This is a genomic window from Corynebacterium callunae DSM 20147, assembly GCF_000344785.1.
Taxonomy (GTDB): domain Bacteria; phylum Actinomycetota; class Actinomycetes; order Mycobacteriales; family Mycobacteriaceae; genus Corynebacterium; species Corynebacterium callunae.
In genome coordinates this window covers 2107271-2124139 of sequence record NC_020506.1, presented here as the reverse complement: position 1 = coordinate 2124139, position 16869 = coordinate 2107271, and the positions used below count along the sequence as shown (strand labels likewise).

The window sequence follows — 16869 nt, the reverse complement described above, 5'->3', positions numbered from 1 at the left end:
AAATAAAAAATCACACACTTGATAATCTTTCACTGGAGTGCAAAATTACTAACCTTGGGCATACTTTCACCTGGAAGTTAATGCGAAATGTGATCAACTTTAGATTTCCACCCCTTTATTAGGGGCTTAAGAATACCCCTTTATGTGGGTAATTTTGAAAGTGTTCCTGGGGAAACGTAAATAATGATCCCATATTTGGGGTTATGGTTTCAAATCTTGGGGGATGCTCATGGAAGTAGGAGTAAGGCCCGCTTTTCTATTTCAGGGCCTCCACCACAAAGGCGACATTGATACTGCTAAGTTCGGTGTCTCCAACAGGCAAACCTGATGCCAAAATCTCGGCGCTAACCGCGGGGGAGAGGGGGAGTAACCAGCCGAGGTTGGGATCTAGGGTTGGAAGAGTCGAGGAATCTGCCGTTGGAATCAAGCTCAACGGCCGGCCTTGTGGCCCGCTGAGGCGGGTGGGGATGGAATGCTGGGCGGCGTCGATAAGCACTTGCGCGCTGCTGGCGTCGATATTGATGATGACCAAATCTTCTGCCATATAGACCTTGAGTAAAGGCACATCGATATGGGTAATTGAGTTTGGATATGACATCAGCGCAGGCTTATTGCGGCGGAAACGCTCGAGGAAAGACACGTGTTAATGGTATCGGAATGCTCGGAAAATTGGTTGAAAAAGGTACATTCAAAGTAAAAACCGGCACCTAGAGTAGGCGCCGGTTGAGCTAAAAACTATGGAGTGATTAGAAGCGGATATAGGCCTTCAGCTGTGGAAAAGCAGCGAGGATCTGCTGGACAAATCCACCTATAGCTGCAGAAATTCCGAGCAATGCGAGGACGGTGGTAGCCAAGGAACCAGCTACGCTGCCGGCTGCAAAGGTGGAGGAACCATTGTCCTTAGCAGGGGTTTCGGTAGCTGGGGTGTCGCCATCGTCGTCGTTGCCGTTGCTAACTTCACATTCGCCTTCCACAACCTGTGCAGCATTCAAGGCATTGAAGTTGTTGGTTGCTGCGTCATCAGCCCAGAGGTAGCTGGCTACAGTAGTGGTGGATCCATCGGTGCACTCAAGCTCGGTGGTATAAGCTGCGAAGCCCTCATTAGCCCAGTTTCCGAGGTTGGCAGGACGCTCGTAGATTGCGTCATCGGTCTTGGTGAGCTGGGTGCCGTCCCAGGTCAAGATCTCAGAGGCACCAGCACACTCCTCATCGCAGGCCACGGTGAGCTTCTTGGAATCTGCATTGTAATCAAGTGCCATGACACCTGGGAATGCGGAATCATAACGCTGAAGCAACTCGGGAGCTTCAGCTGCGGTGTTTACAACGAGCACATCGCCGGTCTGCTCAACGCCAACTGCAAAGATGTTTTCATCCAGCTGAGCGATAGCTTCGAGGCCACCGTTTGCCTCAAGGGTGCCGGTGAATTCAGCCAAGTTCCATTCCTGCAATGCAACCTGGGTGCCTTCCTTATCCAATGGGTTGGCAAAACGCACGATGGATGGGCGGGAAACATTCTTATCAGAGTTGTTGCGCTCGGTGGCTAAGTAGATATCACCGTTGTCTGCAACTGCGATGCCCTCAGCGTCAAGGGTGCCGGTGCCTTCTGGGTAGGTGGTTTGCCACTGGCCGAGCAAGGTGTAGGTGTTGGCTGCTGCATCGTGCTCAAGTGCGTAGATAGCGCCGCTGCCATTGTTTACAACCCAAGCCACACCATTATTATCAAAATCCACACCGGACATATCGCCGGAAACAAAAGCGCCACCAAGTTCTACTGGAAGCACCTCAGCGTTGTGGAAAGGAAGCTGCGCGTTAGGGGTGACGGTTTCTTCCTCAGGCTGCTCCTCGCCTGCACCTGCAATATTAGCTAGGCCTGGGGTGGAAGCGCCGGTGGTGGTGAACTCGCCGGTCATATCTGGCACACGGCCATAGGTGGTTGCTGCGTGCTCACCGAGGTCAGCCCAGCTGTAGGTAGCTACTTCATTGCCCTCGGCATCGCGCAGAGTAACGGTGTCATCCTTGCCAAGGCCAAAGTGGCCAGCGCCGAAAGTGTTATTGGTGGAAATACCAGCGGTATCTGGGTAGATAAGGAAGTATCCGCCGGATTCGATCTCAGTGCCAGCAGGCAGTACAACGGGGTTCTCGTTCTTGTCATCCACGAGGGACCAGCCGGAGATATCGACAGAGTTGTTGGTGTCAGTATTTGCTAGCTCGACAAAGTCACCGATGGCATCGCCATTTGACTCAACCTCGTTGATAACAACAGGTGAGGTTGCTTCCTGGGCGGTGGATTGTGCAACAGCGAGGTTGCAAAATGCGAGGGAAGCCACAACAGGTGCGACGAGGAGAGTGCGCTTATTCACTTCAACCACTTTCACAAAACTTAAATTAACTATGAGGGAACATAAAAAACCTATGTGTGATTGGTAATCGGCGATTTATCTTAAGGTGAACTCTTGATTAACTCGCCTCGGGGCCAATTGCAGTTACCGGAGCTGTATCTCCGCGCAGGAGATTTTCAATTTGATGTGAAGCTTCTAGCACCACATCCCAGCGGAAAGCGGGGGAGAGTGGCTGCGCAGATAAATAGCTGCTGCTCCAAGTGGTGTTACCGGTGCGCGCAGGTAGATCCAAACGTGCCAGGGCTATATAAGCAGCAGCCTCGGATTCTTGAATGCGTAGTTTGCCTGCGGGGATTGGATCATTGGTCCAAACTTGGGCTACGTATCCGCAGAAGATCTCGGCCACACAGCGCACGATCTCTGGAACTTGGTTTTCACCAATACCTTCAGAGACTTGAATGTGGTACCAACAGTCTTTTTCACTCATCAGCGGAATAGGCTTTTCGCCTTTGACCGGGGTGTATACCTGGGTGCACATGCCGAGGCGACTTTGGGTGTCACGGGTGACCACGGCCCCAATTTTCCACAGGTTACCCAGCATCTCCACGGCCCTTTGCGCACGTCCAGGGCCGGTGAATTCCTTATATATAAGGTTGGGTTCTGTTACTGAGCCAATGCGACGCCGCCACATGGCTTGATTTTCATGGAAGCTCGGCGCCGCAGATTCGCTGCTGGTGGGCGCCACATCGGTGTGTCGGTAAAAAATTTCAATTTCCGGAATGGCAATGAGCAGGGGATGTGCCTCTTCCGTGGGCTGAAAACCAAAAGAACGCCATTCGGCGTCACTGCGCACATCGAGATCAGCAATTAAGGTGCTCAGCGCGTCAAAGCTGGGGAGTTGGGCGCCGTGGGCGCTTGTCGACGAACCCCTGGATGCTCCAGCTGAATCTGCAAAACGCAAGGTTTCTAGCAATTGAATTGCGAGGGAAGCACCTTGTTTGGTGGTGAGGTTGGGCAAGGCGCGCACTGTTTCCACAATAAATTGCTGCACGCGGCCACGGATCGCAGGATCTTGTTCCTTAGTGATGCGGTCGATAGTGGTTTCGAAGTCGTTCATCTCGACCCCTGCCTTTGTGGTTCCAGGCATTTGTTGCCTCAAATGCGTCAAATGAAAGTGCTAAGAAGGAATTTCTTGGCCTTAAGCTTAGGCATAAGCGGGCCAATATGGCACTAAAAAATTGAAATCCTGGGTTATTTTCTTACCCTGTGGGGGTGGAATCGGTCACCTTTTTGCCCAGATGTGAGGCGGCTATTAAAAGAAGTTGTGATACAGGGGCTGAGCTGCATAGTTGGAGTGGTGTTAAATCTGCTACTCACCTTATTGGGGGCTGGCCGATAAAGGGTGGGAGCAGATAATGGGGGCAATCCCACTACTTTGGTTAAGTTCAGCATTGTTAATTGCTAATAGGTGAACTAAAGTTAACGGAAGATGAACAACCGGGGGTATAAATCTAAACTCCCTCGGACCAAGAAAGGAAAACGACAATGGCTACTAATATCACTTCCATCAGCGGCGCAAAACACGACAGCCTATGGAGCGTGCGTGAAGACCTTCATGCACGATTTGATGGCCTCGTTGACCCTCACCACGTAGATGCAATTCTTGACTCCGTGGCTGCAGGTCGCGACGCCAAGATCACCATGTTCAGCAAGATCTTCATTGCCCGCGAAGCTACCGCAGCTTTGCAGCAGGTTGCAGGCAACGTCAACGCAGATTTGCTTGACTTCATTGCCCTTAACCGTGGCATGGCTGCTTAAAGCCACAAAAAGAAATTCCCGGATGTGCAATATGCACATCCGGGAATTTTTATGCCCTAACTCTTAGGTTTTGTGGCATCGTCAGTAGACCAACCATCCGCCCACTCACCAGTAGTGAAGTCATATTCCACATCATTACCTTCTTCATCGGTACGTTGGTACCACTCGGTGATGTGATCGGCAGTGGAATCAAAGTCCGCACCAGCACCGCGACCTTCCTCCGCTGGCTCCACGGCCAACTCAAAATCATCACCGTGTTCTTCCAAACCACGCACCACTGCATTAGAGATGGCAGCGCGCGCATAAGTATGGCGAATGGCCGCTGGATCAGTGGATAGATCCTTAATAAAAGCAATTGCCATCACGATTAGTACCAGCGCAAATGGAATTGCAATCAAAATAGTGAGGTTCTGTAAGCCCGTCAAGGTGGATTCACCACCGGCTAGCAGCATGACAATCGCAATGCCCATCATGCACAGTCCCCAGAACACCACCACCAATTTTTTAGGTGCTGGATTGCCACGGGAGCTCATAGTTCCCATTACCACAGAGGCGGAGTCTGCAGAGGTAATAAAAAAGACTGCCAACACAAAAATAAGGATAAAAGGCGTAATCATCTGCAGCGGCAGATTGCCGAACATATCAAAAAGCACCTGCTCCTCAGAAGAGGTTCCATCAAATCCAGCGATGCCATCACGGTTCATGCTAATTGCGGTGCCACCAAAAATGGTGAAGGCCAAAATCAAAATGAAGGAGGGGACGGCGATGGTAACCAAGGTGAATTCGCGCAAGGTGCGGCCACGGGAAATACGTGCAATAAACATGCCCACAAAAGGAGTCCACGCAATCCACCAAGCCCAATAAAAGGCGGTCCAACTAGCTTGGAAATCTATGGATTCTTGACCCCAAGATAGGGATTTACCTGCCATGGACAAAAACTGATTGGCATATTCCAACGCGCCTGAAGGAATGAGATTCAGCAAAAAGAGTGTGGGGCCACAGATAAATACAAAAAGAATAAGCCCCAAGGTAAGAGTGATATTGACGTTGGAAAGATAACGCACACCCTTGGCCACACCTGATACGGACGAAATAATAAAACAGATGGTCAGCACTGCAATGATAAGGAGCAAAATATTATTGCTCATTTCTGAAGCGCCAGAAATAATTTGAACACCTTGGCTCACTTGAATAGCAGAAAGTCCAAGAGTTGCTGCAGTACCAAAGAGTGTGGCAATAATTGCCATAATGTCAATGAGACGACCAGCAATACCTTCGGTGCGTTCACCAAAAAGCGACCTAAAAGTCGAGCTGATCAAGGTGACTCTGCCACGGCGATAGCTGGAATATGCCAAAGCACCACCCACAAGAGCATAAAGGCCCCAAGCGCTCAAACCCCAGTGGAAGTGAGACTGCGCCAATGCCTGGTGCAGGGATTCAGGTGTAGAACCAGCAACGGTATGCGGTGGTGGGGAGAGATAGTGCCACAGTGGCTCTGACGGACCAAAGAAGAAGATACCCACGCCGATGCCGGCGCCAAACATCATGGCGATCCAGGAAAAGCGGGAAAACTCGGGTTCATCATCGTCGGTGCCCAACTTGATTCGTCCGTAGCGGGAGAAACCCACATAAACCATGGTGCCCAAACCAATGAGCATGACAAAGTTGAGCAACCAACCGGTGTTGGTCATAGCCCAGCTGAACATGGAGGACGATACTGAGGACACAGATTCCGGGCTCAAAATACCCCAGGTGATAAAGCCGAGAATCAGCAAGGCGGTGACGCCGAAGACGGTTTTATCGATACCGAAGTTATTTCTTTGATCTTCTACTGAGATTCCTGGCACCAAGCCAGGGTGAGTGTCATGAGGATAATGCGCGCTTTCTTCTTGGGGCGGATTGTTTCCAGCAGTGGTGGGCACTGTAAGTCCTGTTCCTTTAGGCACAATGACATCTTTTTAGGATGTTTCGGGCTGGTTGGGGATGATCACAAAAATTGACGCTGTGTTTTTTACACAAGCATGGACAATCCAGTATTGCTGGCCAAACACGAGAGAGCAAAAGCTACACTGGCCGACATGAGTGCAACGTGGTTTAGTTCAGATCTCCACTTGGGGCATCGTTTTGTAGCCGCACTGCGTGGCTTCGAAGATCCAGATGACCATGATGAGGTCATCTTGGGAAGTCTAGAAAAGCTGGTGCAGCCAGGCGATAAGCTGTGGATCTTGGGCGATCTTTCAAGTGGCAGCCGCGGCGCTGAAGAGCGCGCGCTGACCTTGATCGGCAACCGGCTAGGCGACGTCGAAAAGCATCTTATTTCCGGAAATCATGATTCCTGTCACCCACTGTTTCGCGAGGCCTATCAGCGTCAAGCACGGTTTTTGGAAGTTTTTGATTCCGTGCAGCCTTTTCAGCGGGTGAAATGGGAGGGCGAAGATGTATATTTATCGCATTTTCCGCGCCCGGGGCAAGATCATCCGGGCATGCCCTCTAGATACGATGAGCTGCGTCTTAATGTTCCGCTTTTGGTTCATGGTCATCTGCACTCGCAGTTTCCGATGACGGGCCGCGGTCAGATTGATGTGGGCGTGGAGGCGTGGAATCTGCAGCCGGTGCCGGAGCATCTGTTGCGTCAGCAGTTGTGGGATTCTTTGGAGCTCCCGTACTAAAACGGCCCGGTACTGCAGTAGTTTCACGCACCATCGCAGCTAGTTGGCCAATTTCTTCGAGGCTGAGCTCGCGGGTGTCATTGGTGGTGCAGTAATCCAGCAGGGTATATCCCGCGCGCTGGAGCCTCAGGTGTTCTGGCCAAATACGCTCCACCTGGGCCGGGTAATTGCTGGACAAGGTCTGCGCAGCGCGACGCTCGCCAAGCAGCTCATATTGCAGATCGCGGCGCTCATTGAGAGCATCGGCCGGCTTTGCAGCAAGCAAACGACCAAGCAGTGCGCCCATGGCCTGGTGAGTGCGGCGACGCAAACGATCATGGTGCCTAGCTTCCGTATCAGGCAGGAAGAACCACAGCACCAAAAGCGCAAACAAAATTGACAGCATAACTTCCACGGTGCGCGAAACCATAATGTCACGCAGTGGCTCAGTGACAGCATTACCCATCAGCAAAGCTAGCGGAGTAGTGAAAATAACGGCCAAGGCATAGTTGCGGACCACAAAGAACTCCGCAAAAAACTGACAAATTGCCAGCGCGATAAGCAGGCTTAAACCATGCACCCCAGCGAGGTGGAAAACGGCATAAAGCAAAATACCGCCCATCGAACCCACCAAACGGTGCAAGCCACGGATCGTGCCCGGAATCTTATCTGGACCCCATTGCAGCGTCAGCAGTGCTGAAACAATTGCCCAGTCAGGGCGACCCATGCCGAGTGCAATGCCGGCCACGCCGCACAGCAGCGAGGCCATCATTACCTTCAAGGCAGTCTGGGTAGCGTGGCTGTACAGGGAGGCACTGCGGTAAAAACGATAGCTTATCGACGGACGGCTGTGCGGGATTGCGGTTCGCGATAAGTCCAGGTAGTTGGGGTTATCAGAAATATCATCTGATTCCGTGTGCTTGGTGCGGGTATTAAGAATGGCCAACTTGGTATGTGCGCGGTGAACGCGGGCTACCAAATCACTTTGATTCTTGCGGCGCACCCGGCCACCAGAAAGAATTCCCGCATCTGAAAGTGCAAACCACGCGGTAGAAAGTGCGGTTTCGGCCTGGTGATTCTTAGCAATTGAAGGAGCAGGGGAGTTAGCAAAATCTTTAACAGCCTTCTCCAATACCTCTACAGCTTGCTGCTCAGGGCGGTGTGGATTAACCAGCATCGGCAACATGCCAAGAGTAAGACCGGTCGCAGCACCAATTAGCGACCACAAACTTACTTCAATTGGATTAAGCCCCAGCTTGGCAACCATGGTGGAACCACCGGCCACCATCACAATGAAGAAGCTTCCCGGTGGTGGCAAGCGCAGTGCATTTTGAATCCAGGCACCTACCGTGGCAATAGCCGTGGTGAAAAGCGCGATGATTAACAACCACCAGTGTGAATCGCCAGCATTGATGTGTGACCACACTACTTCACCGACTAAAGCGCCAGATAGCGCACCAGTTGCAAGCAAAATTCCAGCGATGAGCATGACCTGAAAACGCTTACGGAAAGGATGGCCCTCGCCATAAATAACAGTAAAACCACCCGCTGCGATCAGTAGCATCTCCTGTTCAAAGCCAAAAAGCAGCGCGATGGAACCAGGGATGAGCAAAGCGAGGGCTGCACGAAGCGCGCCGGGCCAACGAGGGCCAGGCGAGTGAAAAGCCATAAAAAGCTTAAGCGGATTGGGCCGTTGTGGTGGTTTTTCATAGTGCAGTTGTGTCAATGGGATGCTCTGGGTTTCTCTTCAAGTGGTTGCTGGTGCTGGAACAAAAAGAAAAACGCCACTTTGAGTATCGGTTTCCACTCTTGTGCCTTTAATCAATTCTAAGGCGAATAAGTAGGAAGTTGATACTTCAAGGACTTAAGTGTGATCAAATATCTTTGACTTTTGGAAGGTGATTGGGGAGTCACTGCGTGCAGCACAAAGCGGACCGTGCAGTCCATTGCTGACTGCGCGATCCGCTGTCCTTATATATAAGGAGATTTTAGTGCTGGAACTGAACTTCCTCAGTAGAACCCTTGAGGGCGGTGGTGGAAGAGTTTGGATCCACGGTGGTTGCGATGGTGTCGAAGTAACCTGCGCCAACCTCGCGCTGGTGCTTGACGGCGGTGAAGCCGCGCTCTTCCGCTGCTGCGAACTCACGGTTTTGCAGGTCAACGAAGGAGGTCATGCCATTGCGAGCGTAACCGTAGGCAAGATCGAACATTGCGTAGTTGAGGGAGTGGAAACCAGCCAAGGTGATGAACTGGAACTTGAAGCCCATAGCTCCCAGCTCACGTTGGAACTTAGCGATCTCTTCTGCCTCTAGGTGCTTAGACCAGTTGAAGGAAGGGGAGCAGTTGTAGGACAGGAGCTGATCTGGGAATTCAGAACGCACACCTTCAGCGAAGCGCTTTGCCAACTCCAGGTCAGGAGTACCAGTCTCCATCCAGATCATGTCTGCATATGGAGCATAAGACTTGGCGCGAGCGATACAAGGCTCCAGACCATTCTTAACGTGGTAGTAACCTTCGGCGGTGCGCTCACCGGTGATGAAAGGCTGATCGCGCTCATCAACATCAGAGGTGATCAGGGTTGCAGCCTCAGCATCGGTGCGAGCAATAACCACAGTTGGGGTATCGGCAACATCGGCAGCCAAACGTGCGGAGTTAAGGGTACGAATGTGCTGCTGGGTTGGGATCAAAACCTTGCCACCAAGGTGTCCACACTTCTTCTCAGAAGCAAGCTGATCTTCCCAGTGCGTGCCGGCGGCACCAGCGGTGATCATTGCCTTTTGCAGCTCGTAGACGTTAAGAGCGCCACCGAAGCCAGCTTCACCATCGGCCACGATTGGAACGAGCCAGTTGTCGATGGAATCATCGCCTTCAACTCTCGCGATTTCATCGGCACGCAACAAGGCGTTGTTGATGCGACGAACAACCGAAGGAACCGAGTTGGCAGGGTAGAGGGACTGGTCAGGGTAGGTGTGGCCGGAGAGGTTTGCATCTCCAGCGACCTGCCAACCGGAAAGGTAAACAGCCTTGAGTCCAGCGCGAACCTGCTGAACTGCCTGGTTGCCGGTAAGTGCGCCAAGTGCGTTGATGTAGCCTTCGCCCTCTTGGGATACTGCATCCCAGAGGATTTCAGCTCCGCGGCGTGCCAGGGTGTGCTCTTCAACAACTGAACCCTGAAGCTCTGCTACCTGCTGTGCGGTGTAGTCGCGGGTGATGCCGTTCCAGCGTGGATTGTTATCCCAGTCCTGCTGAATTTCCTGTGCGGTGCGTGGCTTTCCTACGTTGGACATCCGAGTCACTTCCTTAAGTGCTAATACGCAATGGGGGCTGCCATCCTCAGGTGTGAGGTGGTGTGAGGGAGAGTTCTTTAAGTGATCTGCACCTCGTGCTGTGGTGGCGTGGTTCACACTTTGCGCTATCGGACATGGTGCGGTCAATGGCTTTGGCTTTTTAAGTTTTGCGCGGGGGTAACTACCCCTGTTGTTAAGTTTGCAAAGATAATATTTTTAAAATACTTCACAAAAGTGGAGCCGTAATGCCCTGTGCAGTACAAACGGACGGTTTAGGAAAATACCTGCATAACTCGGTTTGGATGAATAATCTCCAAATTCAACGCCCGTGTTGGGGTGTGGGGCGGGGGTGAAGCGAAGGTAAAGTTGGCAAAGCTATTGGCTAGGTGACCCCGATCACTTAGTCTGATCCCAACGCACAAACCTTCCCGAGGTTTGGCGGAGCTTCTCCCCACACTTTGATCTTGAAATCCACGCTTTAAAAAAGGAGATCCCCATGGCTACACAGCAACAGTTGTTGGCTCAAGCAGCCAAGAACAACGACAACACTGTCCGCGTCGATGCCGGTGGAATGCAAGTGGCACAGGTGCTCTACGACTTTGTCACCGAATCAGTTCTCCCCCGCGTTGGAGTAGAGGCAGAGAATTTTTGGCAGGGCTTCGGCGATATCGTTCGTGAGCTCACCCCACGTAATCGCGAATTACTAGCTCGCCGTGATGAATTGCAGCGCGAGATTGATGCTTACCACCAGGCGCACCCCGGTGAAATTGATCAAGAAGCTTATGAGGCTTTCCTTAAAGAAATCGGCTACTTGGTTGAGCAGCCGGAAAATGCAGAAATCCGCACCCAAAATATTGACGATGAAATCGCCCGTACTGCCGGCCCACAGCTGGTTGTTCCCATCCTTAATGCGCGCTTTGCACTAAACGCAGCCAACGCACGCTGGGGTTCACTTTATGATGCGCTTTATGGAACCAACGCTATCCCTGATACTGATGGCGCAGAAAGGGGAGAAGGCTACAACCCCATCCGCGGCCAGAAGGTTATTGAATGGGGCAGAGACTTCCTAGACAAGGTTGTTCCCCTTGATGGAGCTTCCCACTCTGATGTTGAAAAGTACAACGTCACCGATGGCAAGCTAGCTGCACATATTGGTGACAACACCTACCGCCTGAAAAACCGCGATTCTTACCGCGGCTTCAATGGTAATTTCCTCGATCCACACACCATCTTGTTGGAAACCAATGGTCTCCACATTGAGCTGCTTATTGATCCAACTCACCCAATTGGGCAGGCTGATAAGACCGGGCTAAAAGACATTGTCCTAGAGTCCGCAATCACCACCATCATGGACTTCGAGGATTCTGTTGCAGCAGTTGACGCAGACGACAAGACCTTGGGTTATGAAAACTGGTTCGGCCTCAACACCGGTGAGCTGCATGAGGATATCACCAAAAATGGCAAGACTTTCACCCGCCAGCTAAACGATGACCGTGTTTATATTGGTCGCAATGGCACCGAGTTGGTTTTGCATGGCCGTTCCTTGCTGTTCGTTCGCAATGTTGGACATTTGATGACTTCACCGGCAATTTTGGTTGATGGTGAAGAAATCTACGAAGGCATTATGGATGCAGTATTGACTTCACTTTGCGCAATTCCAGGTATTGCTCCGCAGAACAAGAAGCGTAATTCTCGCAAGGGTTCCATCTACATTGTGAAGCCAAAGCAGCATGGTCCAGAAGAAGTTGCCTTCACCAATGAACTTTTCGGCCGTGTTGAAGATTTGCTGGACTTGCCGCGACACACCCTCAAGGTTGGTGTTATGGATGAGGAGCGTCGTACCTCCGTCAACTTGGATGCTTGCATCATGGAAGTTGCCGATCGCCTCGCCTTCATCAACACCGGATTCCTTGATCGCACCGGCGATGAAATCCATACCTCCATGGAAGCTGGCGCGATGGTTCGTAAATCAGAGATGCAGACCGCACCATGGAAGCAGGCCTATGAGGACAACAATGTAGATGCCGGTTTGGAGCGCGGACTACCCGGCAAGGCCCAAATTGGTAAGGGCATGTGGGCAATGACCGAGCAAATGGCAGAAATGCTGGAGAAGAAAATCGCTCAGCCACGTGAGGGTGCAAACACCGCGTGGGTTCCGTCACCAACCGGTGCAACCCTGCACGCCACCCACTACCACCTAGTTGATGTTTTTAAAGTTCAGGAAAAGCTGCGTGCTGCCGGTCGGCGCGATAGCCTGCGCAAAATCCTCACCATTCCTTTGGCTCAAAACACCGAGTGGAGTGCTGCGGAAAAGCGCGAGGAACTAGACAATAACTGCCAGTCCATTTTGGGATATGTGGTTCGTTGGGTTGAACACGGTGTTGGTTGTTCCAAGGTTCCCGATATCCACAACATTGATCTCATGGAAGATCGCGCGACACTGCGTATTTCTTCTCAGATGCTCGCCAACTGGATTAGGCACGGTGTTGTATCTGAGAAGGACGTGCAGGAATCGCTCGAGAGGATGGCGGTTATCGTCGACAAGCAAAACGCCGGGGACCCGCTCTACCGCAACATGGCACCGGACTTCCAGGACTCCGTGGCCTTCCAGGCCGCGCAAGACCTGATCTTCCAGGGCACGGAATCCCCAGCTGGCTACACGGAGCCGATCCTGCATGCACGCCGCCGCCAGTTCAAGGCGCAGGCTTAAAGAGCAGTCGCGCGCACTGTCATCTCAAGGGTGATGGATTCTTGGGGAGCCACCTTCACTCCCTGCTGATCTGCACCCAAAAGCGCTGGTTCTACGCAGACAAAATCTCGCCACTCGCCAGCGCCTAGATCCTTAATCTCGGCAGCGCGCGCTTCGCCCGGATTCCAAATAACCGTGGAATCATGGCCCTCAGCAGTAATGGTGATGGTGCGCTCGGCATCGGAAATGATTGCAGTTGGAGTGCCCAAAGCAATGCGATCAAATTCCTCAGTGAAAGAGATCGCGCCATCTTGGGGAGCCACCTGATCAGTGAGGCGATCCAAAACTTCCACCCCATCAAAGCCTTCTACTTGCACATCTGCAATATCGGAGACTTTGAAATAGGGGTGGAATGCCAGTTGTACAGTCTCTGCATTATCGGTGTCATTGGTGAGGCGTAAAGCGATGCTAAAACCATCTTTCAATTCATTTACCTGCACATTTAGCGTCAAACCAGCTTGTGAGTAGGCGGCGTGGAGACCTTCATTTTCGGTGACTTCCCAGACGGATCGTTGAGCCCAGCCATGGGAAGGTTCGATTCCGAGCAAGGTGCCAAACCAAGGTGCGATGATTGGCACGCCACCGCGAATTGCTTTGCCTTCTCCATCCTCAGTGGCGGAGCTTAGGAAGAGTAGCTCGCCGGTTGTGGAGTTTGCGGAAACTAGATGGCCGCCGGCTGCGGAGATTTTCAGGGCATCGGTTGAGAAGTAAGAGTTCATAGTTGTTAATTCTAAACAGTGTCCATTGGGTATCGCTGGATAAAGGCGATTTCCGGCCTTGGAAATTTCCTCTGAGTTTTGGGTCGGGTTATGCAAATTTAGAGGCTCAGAAGCGATTCTGGAGCCTCTTGTTTTTCGCCCAAATTGGGGTTTTATTCACAAGGCGTGCCGATTTACGTAAATTGGACTAAACGAACAAATGTTCTGCGTAAATCCGCTCGGTTGGGAGGGGGCAAAGCGTGCCGATTTACCCCAAAACCGAGACTGAAGCCAGGAATCTGCGTAAATCGGGACCCTTGGGGGACCTGCTGAGGTGTATTCGGGCAAGGTGAGGTCTATGATGGTCAGCAATGATGAATGCACATGAATTTGATGCTCAGGTTGAGTACCTCAACCAAATTTTTGAGGTGTCAGAGGAGCGAGTTCTTTCCACTGACATTCTTTTGCACATTACTTCTTCCTAAAAGTGGGGAAGTGGTGACTAAGATGGCTGCATGAGATTGTTCGCAGCCATCACTCCGCCGGTTGAGGTTACCGAGCATCTAGTTACTGCCCTGCGCCCCTATAAAGATGATTTGCGCTGGTCAGACCCCGATAATTGGCATATTACCTTGGCTTTTTATGGGGAGATGCCCGATGGTTCGGTGGAAGATCTAATCGAGCATCTCAGCCAGGTGGCCCGGCTAAATGAAGATTTCACCATTCGGATTAAAGGCGCTGGATCTTTTAATCGCAAAAATCTGTGGATGGGTGTCGGCGGAGAAACCAAGAAGTTGCGCCAGCTCATGGCAGATTCTTCATTGGATCCAGAAGAACGCAAACGCCAAAGAGCGCATTTAACTGTGGCAAGACCATCTTCACGGCAAAGAAGCAATGGCTGGGATCCGGTTATCCCGGATTTGGTACACGCGCTCTCAATATACGACGGCCCAGATTGGCCAGTGGAGGAAATTGAATTGGTCTCCTCCGAACCAGGAAAAGGTAGAAGTGGTGGGCCACTTTATACCACTATTGCCACGCTATCTTTGTCCTCCGCGCTGGTCTAAGCCAGCCTCGGCACGGCATCTAGCAGCAGTTTTGTGTAATCATTTTGCGGATTGTCATATACCAAATCAACACGGCCACGCTCGATAATTTCTCCCTGATTCATTACCACGACGCTGGTGCAGATATGGCGAACCACAGCAAGATCGTGGGAAACAAAGACCAAGGTGATGCCATATTCCGAAATCAATGAGAAAAGCAGATCAAGCACCTGTTTACGCACGGAAACATCAAGTGCAGAGACGGGTTCATCGGCAAGCAAAATAGCTGGTTTTGGTGCAAGAGCGCGAGCAATGGAAATTCTTTGACGCTGGCCGCCGGAGAATTCATGCGGATATTTATCTAAGGATTCTTCACCCAGTCCTACCTGGGAAAGTACCTCTTTAACCCTTGCAATCTTTTCTGCGGCAGGCCAGCCGATCAAGGTTTCGGCCACAATATCGCGAATTTTCATGCGTGGATCAAGGCTGGATTGTGGATCCTGGAAGACCATTTGGGTGCCGCCAGCTACTTTTATGGTGCCTGAGCTTGGCTTATCCAGTCCTGCCAGGAGTTTTAGCAAGGTGGTTTTGCCGGAACCTGAGCCACCAACAATGCCCAGTCTTTCGCCTTTGCGCACGGTTACTGAAACAGCATCTAGTGCAGTGGTCTTTTTGTAATGGCGTGAAACTTCAGAGACTTCTACAACAGGTTCGCCGTAGTTTTCTACAATTTCTGGAGTATCCAGCACAGAGGCTTCTAAAAGGCGCTGGGTATAGGCGTGCTGCGGGCTTTCCAACACTGTGGAGATCGGTCCGGATTCTACAATTTCGCCGGCTTTCATCACCAAAACGCGGGCACAGGTTTGGGCAACAAGGCCGAGGTCATGGGTGATAAAAAGCAGGGCAGTGCCACGTTCAGCGCTGAGTTTAAGCAGCAATTCCACAATTTGCTTTTGAACGGTTACATCGAGTGCTGTGGTGGGCTCATCACAGATGAGTACCTCGGGGTCATTTGCCATGGCCATCGCAATGAGTGCTCTTTGACGCTGACCACCGGAAAGCTCATGGGGATAGGCACGCGCAACTCGCTCCGGCAGGGCGACGTCGAGAAGCATCTTTTTCATGCGCGCCTGCGCATCTTTTTTAGAAACCCCATGCACCTGCATTATTTCGGTGATTTGATTGCCCACGCGCATCAGCGGATTAAGCGCTGTCATTGGTTCTTGGAAGATCATCGCGATTCGTTTGCCGCGATGTGTCCAGGACGCTTCGCCGTCGAGGGTGGTGGTGCCGGTGTGGGGGAGGTCGGTAAGGCCCATGATGGTGAGCGCGGTAAGCGATTTGCCGGAGCCGGATTCGCCAATGAGTCCAACGCGCTCACCAGGGGCGATGTCGAAGGAAATGTTTTTGACTAAACCCGGGCCGATATTGAGATTTTCGACTTTAAGCACGGCCAACCTCCCGTTGTGGATCAATAGCGTCACGGAGTCCGTCGCCAAAAAGATTAAAGCCCAGCACAGTCAGCGCAATGGCAAGACCCGGCCAAATCGCCAGCATTGGAGTAACCCCCAGCGAAGCCTGCGCCGTTTGCAGCATTCGGCCCCAACTTGGATCAGGCGGGGTAGTACCAAGCCCCAAGAAACTCAACGCCGCTTCAGCCAGAATCGCCAAGGCAAAAGCCACCGAGGCCTGCACAATGAGCATGCTCATAATATTGGGCAGCACATGCCTTAAAGCAATAACCGGAGCAGAAACACCAGCGCTTTTCGACGCCCCGATGTAGTCGTGGCTCATTACCTGCAGGGTGCCTGCGCGTGCCACGCGCGCAAAGCTTGGAATGCCAGCAACACCAATGGCTAGCATGGCCGACCAAGTTGATGCGCCAAAAACTGCACCGGAAACAATCGCCAAAAGCAAGGCTGGAAAAGCGAGTAAAAGATCAGCACCGCGCATAATAAAAGCTTCTAACCAGCCACCGCGCATACCCGCAATAATTCCCAAAGGTGTGCCCAGCAGCCCAGAAATTGCCACTGCGACAATGCCGACCAGCAAGGTAATCCGGGATCCGACCATAATCTGGGAAAAAACATCACGACCATAACGATCCGTGCCCATAAGGTGTTGCCAGGAACTAGGTGCTAAGCGCTGCGCAGGAAAAGCCTGGACGGGGTCATAAGGAGTCCAGACCAAGGACACCACGGCCAGTACAAAAACGAGCAGCACAATGGCTCCACCGATTTTGCCGATGAGTGGCATTTTAGAAAAAGTCATCTTTTATGCCCCT

General features: G+C 51.8%; 12 protein-coding genes and 1 pseudogene. 4 read left to right on the top strand and 9 right to left on the bottom strand.

Going from position 1 to position 16869, the window contains the following annotated elements; all coding sequences use genetic code 11:
* Nucleotides 1-256: 256 nt before the first annotated feature.
* From H924_RS09930 to H924_RS09920, 3 genes are all read right to left on the bottom strand, one after another.
* The gene (locus tag H924_RS09930; RefSeq protein ID WP_015651835.1) at nt 257-640 is read right to left on the bottom strand and encodes a hypothetical protein; all 384 of its coding nucleotides are present in this window, start codon (nt 638-640) and stop codon (nt 257-259) included.
* Nucleotides 641-746: 106 nt separating this feature from the next.
* The gene (locus H924_RS09925; protein WP_015651834.1) at nt 747-2369 is read right to left on the bottom strand and encodes a lamin tail domain-containing protein; all 1623 of its coding nucleotides are present in this window, start codon (nt 2367-2369) and stop codon (nt 747-749) included.
* 88 nt (nt 2370-2457) lie between these two features.
* Nucleotides 2458-3456: a hypothetical protein gene (locus H924_RS09920; protein WP_015651833.1), complete on the bottom strand. Its 999-nt coding sequence runs from the start codon at nt 3454-3456 to the stop codon at nt 2458-2460.
* Between the two features lie 428 nt (nt 3457-3884).
* Here H924_RS09920 and H924_RS09915 point away from each other — a divergent pair, with 428 nt between their 5' ends.
* On the top strand, nt 3885-4157 hold the full coding sequence (locus tag H924_RS09915) for a three-helix bundle dimerization domain-containing protein (protein ID WP_015651832.1): 273 nt from the start codon (nt 3885-3887) through the stop codon (nt 4155-4157).
* A 56-nt stretch (nt 4158-4213) separates the two neighbouring features.
* Here the strand turns inward: H924_RS09915 and H924_RS09910 are convergent, their stop codons facing one another.
* Nucleotides 4214-6079: a BCCT family transporter gene (locus tag H924_RS09910; protein ID WP_015651831.1), complete on the bottom strand. Its 1866-nt coding sequence runs from the start codon at nt 6077-6079 to the stop codon at nt 4214-4216.
* Nucleotides 6080-6178: 99 nt separating this feature from the next.
* On the opposite strand from H924_RS09910, the gene H924_RS14200 reads away from it, so the two are divergent.
* Nucleotides 6179-6826: a metallophosphoesterase gene (locus tag H924_RS14200; protein WP_015651830.1), complete on the top strand. Its 648-nt coding sequence runs from the start codon at nt 6179-6181 to the stop codon at nt 6824-6826.
* Nucleotides 6827-7193: 367 nt separating this feature from the next.
* Here the strand turns inward: H924_RS14200 and H924_RS14735 are convergent.
* Nucleotides 7194-7574 (bottom strand): annotated as a pseudogene (locus H924_RS14735) (FUSC family protein); the annotation flags it as partial.
* Nucleotides 7575-8793: 1219 nt separating this feature from the next.
* Nucleotides 8794-10092 carry an isocitrate lyase gene (gene aceA, locus H924_RS09895; RefSeq protein WP_015651828.1) on the bottom strand — a complete coding sequence of 433 codons (1299 nt, stop codon included), beginning with the start codon at nt 10090-10092 and terminating at the stop codon, nt 8794-8796.
* 496 nt (nt 10093-10588) lie between these two features.
* Between aceA and glcB the strand changes: the two genes are divergently transcribed.
* Complete coding sequence (gene glcB, locus H924_RS09890) at nt 10589-12802, top strand: malate synthase G (protein ID WP_015651827.1); 2214 nt, start codon at nt 10589-10591, stop codon at nt 12800-12802.
* Here the strand turns inward: glcB and H924_RS09885 are convergent.
* Nucleotides 12799-13560: an aldose epimerase family protein gene (locus tag H924_RS09885; protein WP_015651826.1), complete on the bottom strand. Its 762-nt coding sequence runs from the start codon at nt 13558-13560 to the stop codon at nt 12799-12801. The genes glcB and H924_RS09885 overlap by 4 nt on opposite strands.
* A gap of 494 nt (nt 13561-14054) precedes the next feature.
* On the opposite strand from H924_RS09885, the gene thpR reads away from it, so the two are divergent.
* Complete coding sequence (gene thpR, locus H924_RS09880) at nt 14055-14606, top strand: RNA 2',3'-cyclic phosphodiesterase (RefSeq protein ID WP_015651824.1); 552 nt, start codon at nt 14055-14057, stop codon at nt 14604-14606.
* Here thpR and H924_RS09875 read toward each other — a convergent pair.
* The gene (locus H924_RS09875; protein ID WP_029703673.1) at nt 14603-16042 is read right to left on the bottom strand and encodes an ATP-binding cassette domain-containing protein; all 1440 of its coding nucleotides are present in this window, start codon (nt 16040-16042) and stop codon (nt 14603-14605) included. The two genes, thpR and H924_RS09875, sit on opposite strands and share 4 nt — an antisense overlap.
* Nucleotides 16029-16856 (bottom strand): ABC transporter permease, encoded by an 828-nt coding sequence (locus tag H924_RS09870; RefSeq protein WP_015651822.1) that lies wholly within the window; start codon nt 16854-16856, stop codon nt 16029-16031. The genes H924_RS09875 and H924_RS09870 overlap by 14 nt, the downstream gene beginning before the upstream one ends.
* Nucleotides 16857-16869 lie beyond the last annotated feature (13 nt).

Excerpts from the sequence above, each read along its gene's own strand:
- H924_RS09920 (WP_015651833.1), bottom strand. The coding sequence starts at position 3,456 with ATGAACGACTTCGAAACCACTATCGACCGCATCACTAAGGAACAAGAT.
- H924_RS09915 (WP_015651832.1), top strand. The coding sequence starts at position 3,885 with ATGGCTACTAATATCACTTCCATCAGCGGCGCAAAACACGACAGCCTA.
- H924_RS14200 (WP_015651830.1), top strand. The coding sequence starts at position 6,179 with ATGGACAATCCAGTATTGCTGGCCAAACACGAGAGAGCAAAAGCTACA.
- aceA (WP_015651828.1), bottom strand. The coding sequence starts at position 10,092 with ATGTCCAACGTAGGAAAGCCACGCACCGCACAGGAAATTCAGCAGGAC.
- glcB (WP_015651827.1), top strand. The coding sequence starts at position 10,589 with ATGGCTACACAGCAACAGTTGTTGGCTCAAGCAGCCAAGAACAACGAC.
- H924_RS09885 (WP_015651826.1), bottom strand. The coding sequence starts at position 13,560 with ATGAACTCTTACTTCTCAACCGATGCCCTGAAAATCTCCGCAGCCGGC.
- thpR (WP_015651824.1), top strand. The coding sequence starts at position 14,055 with ATGAGATTGTTCGCAGCCATCACTCCGCCGGTTGAGGTTACCGAGCAT.
- H924_RS09870 (WP_015651822.1), bottom strand. The coding sequence starts at position 16,856 with ATGACTTTTTCTAAAATGCCACTCATCGGCAAAATCGGTGGAGCCATT.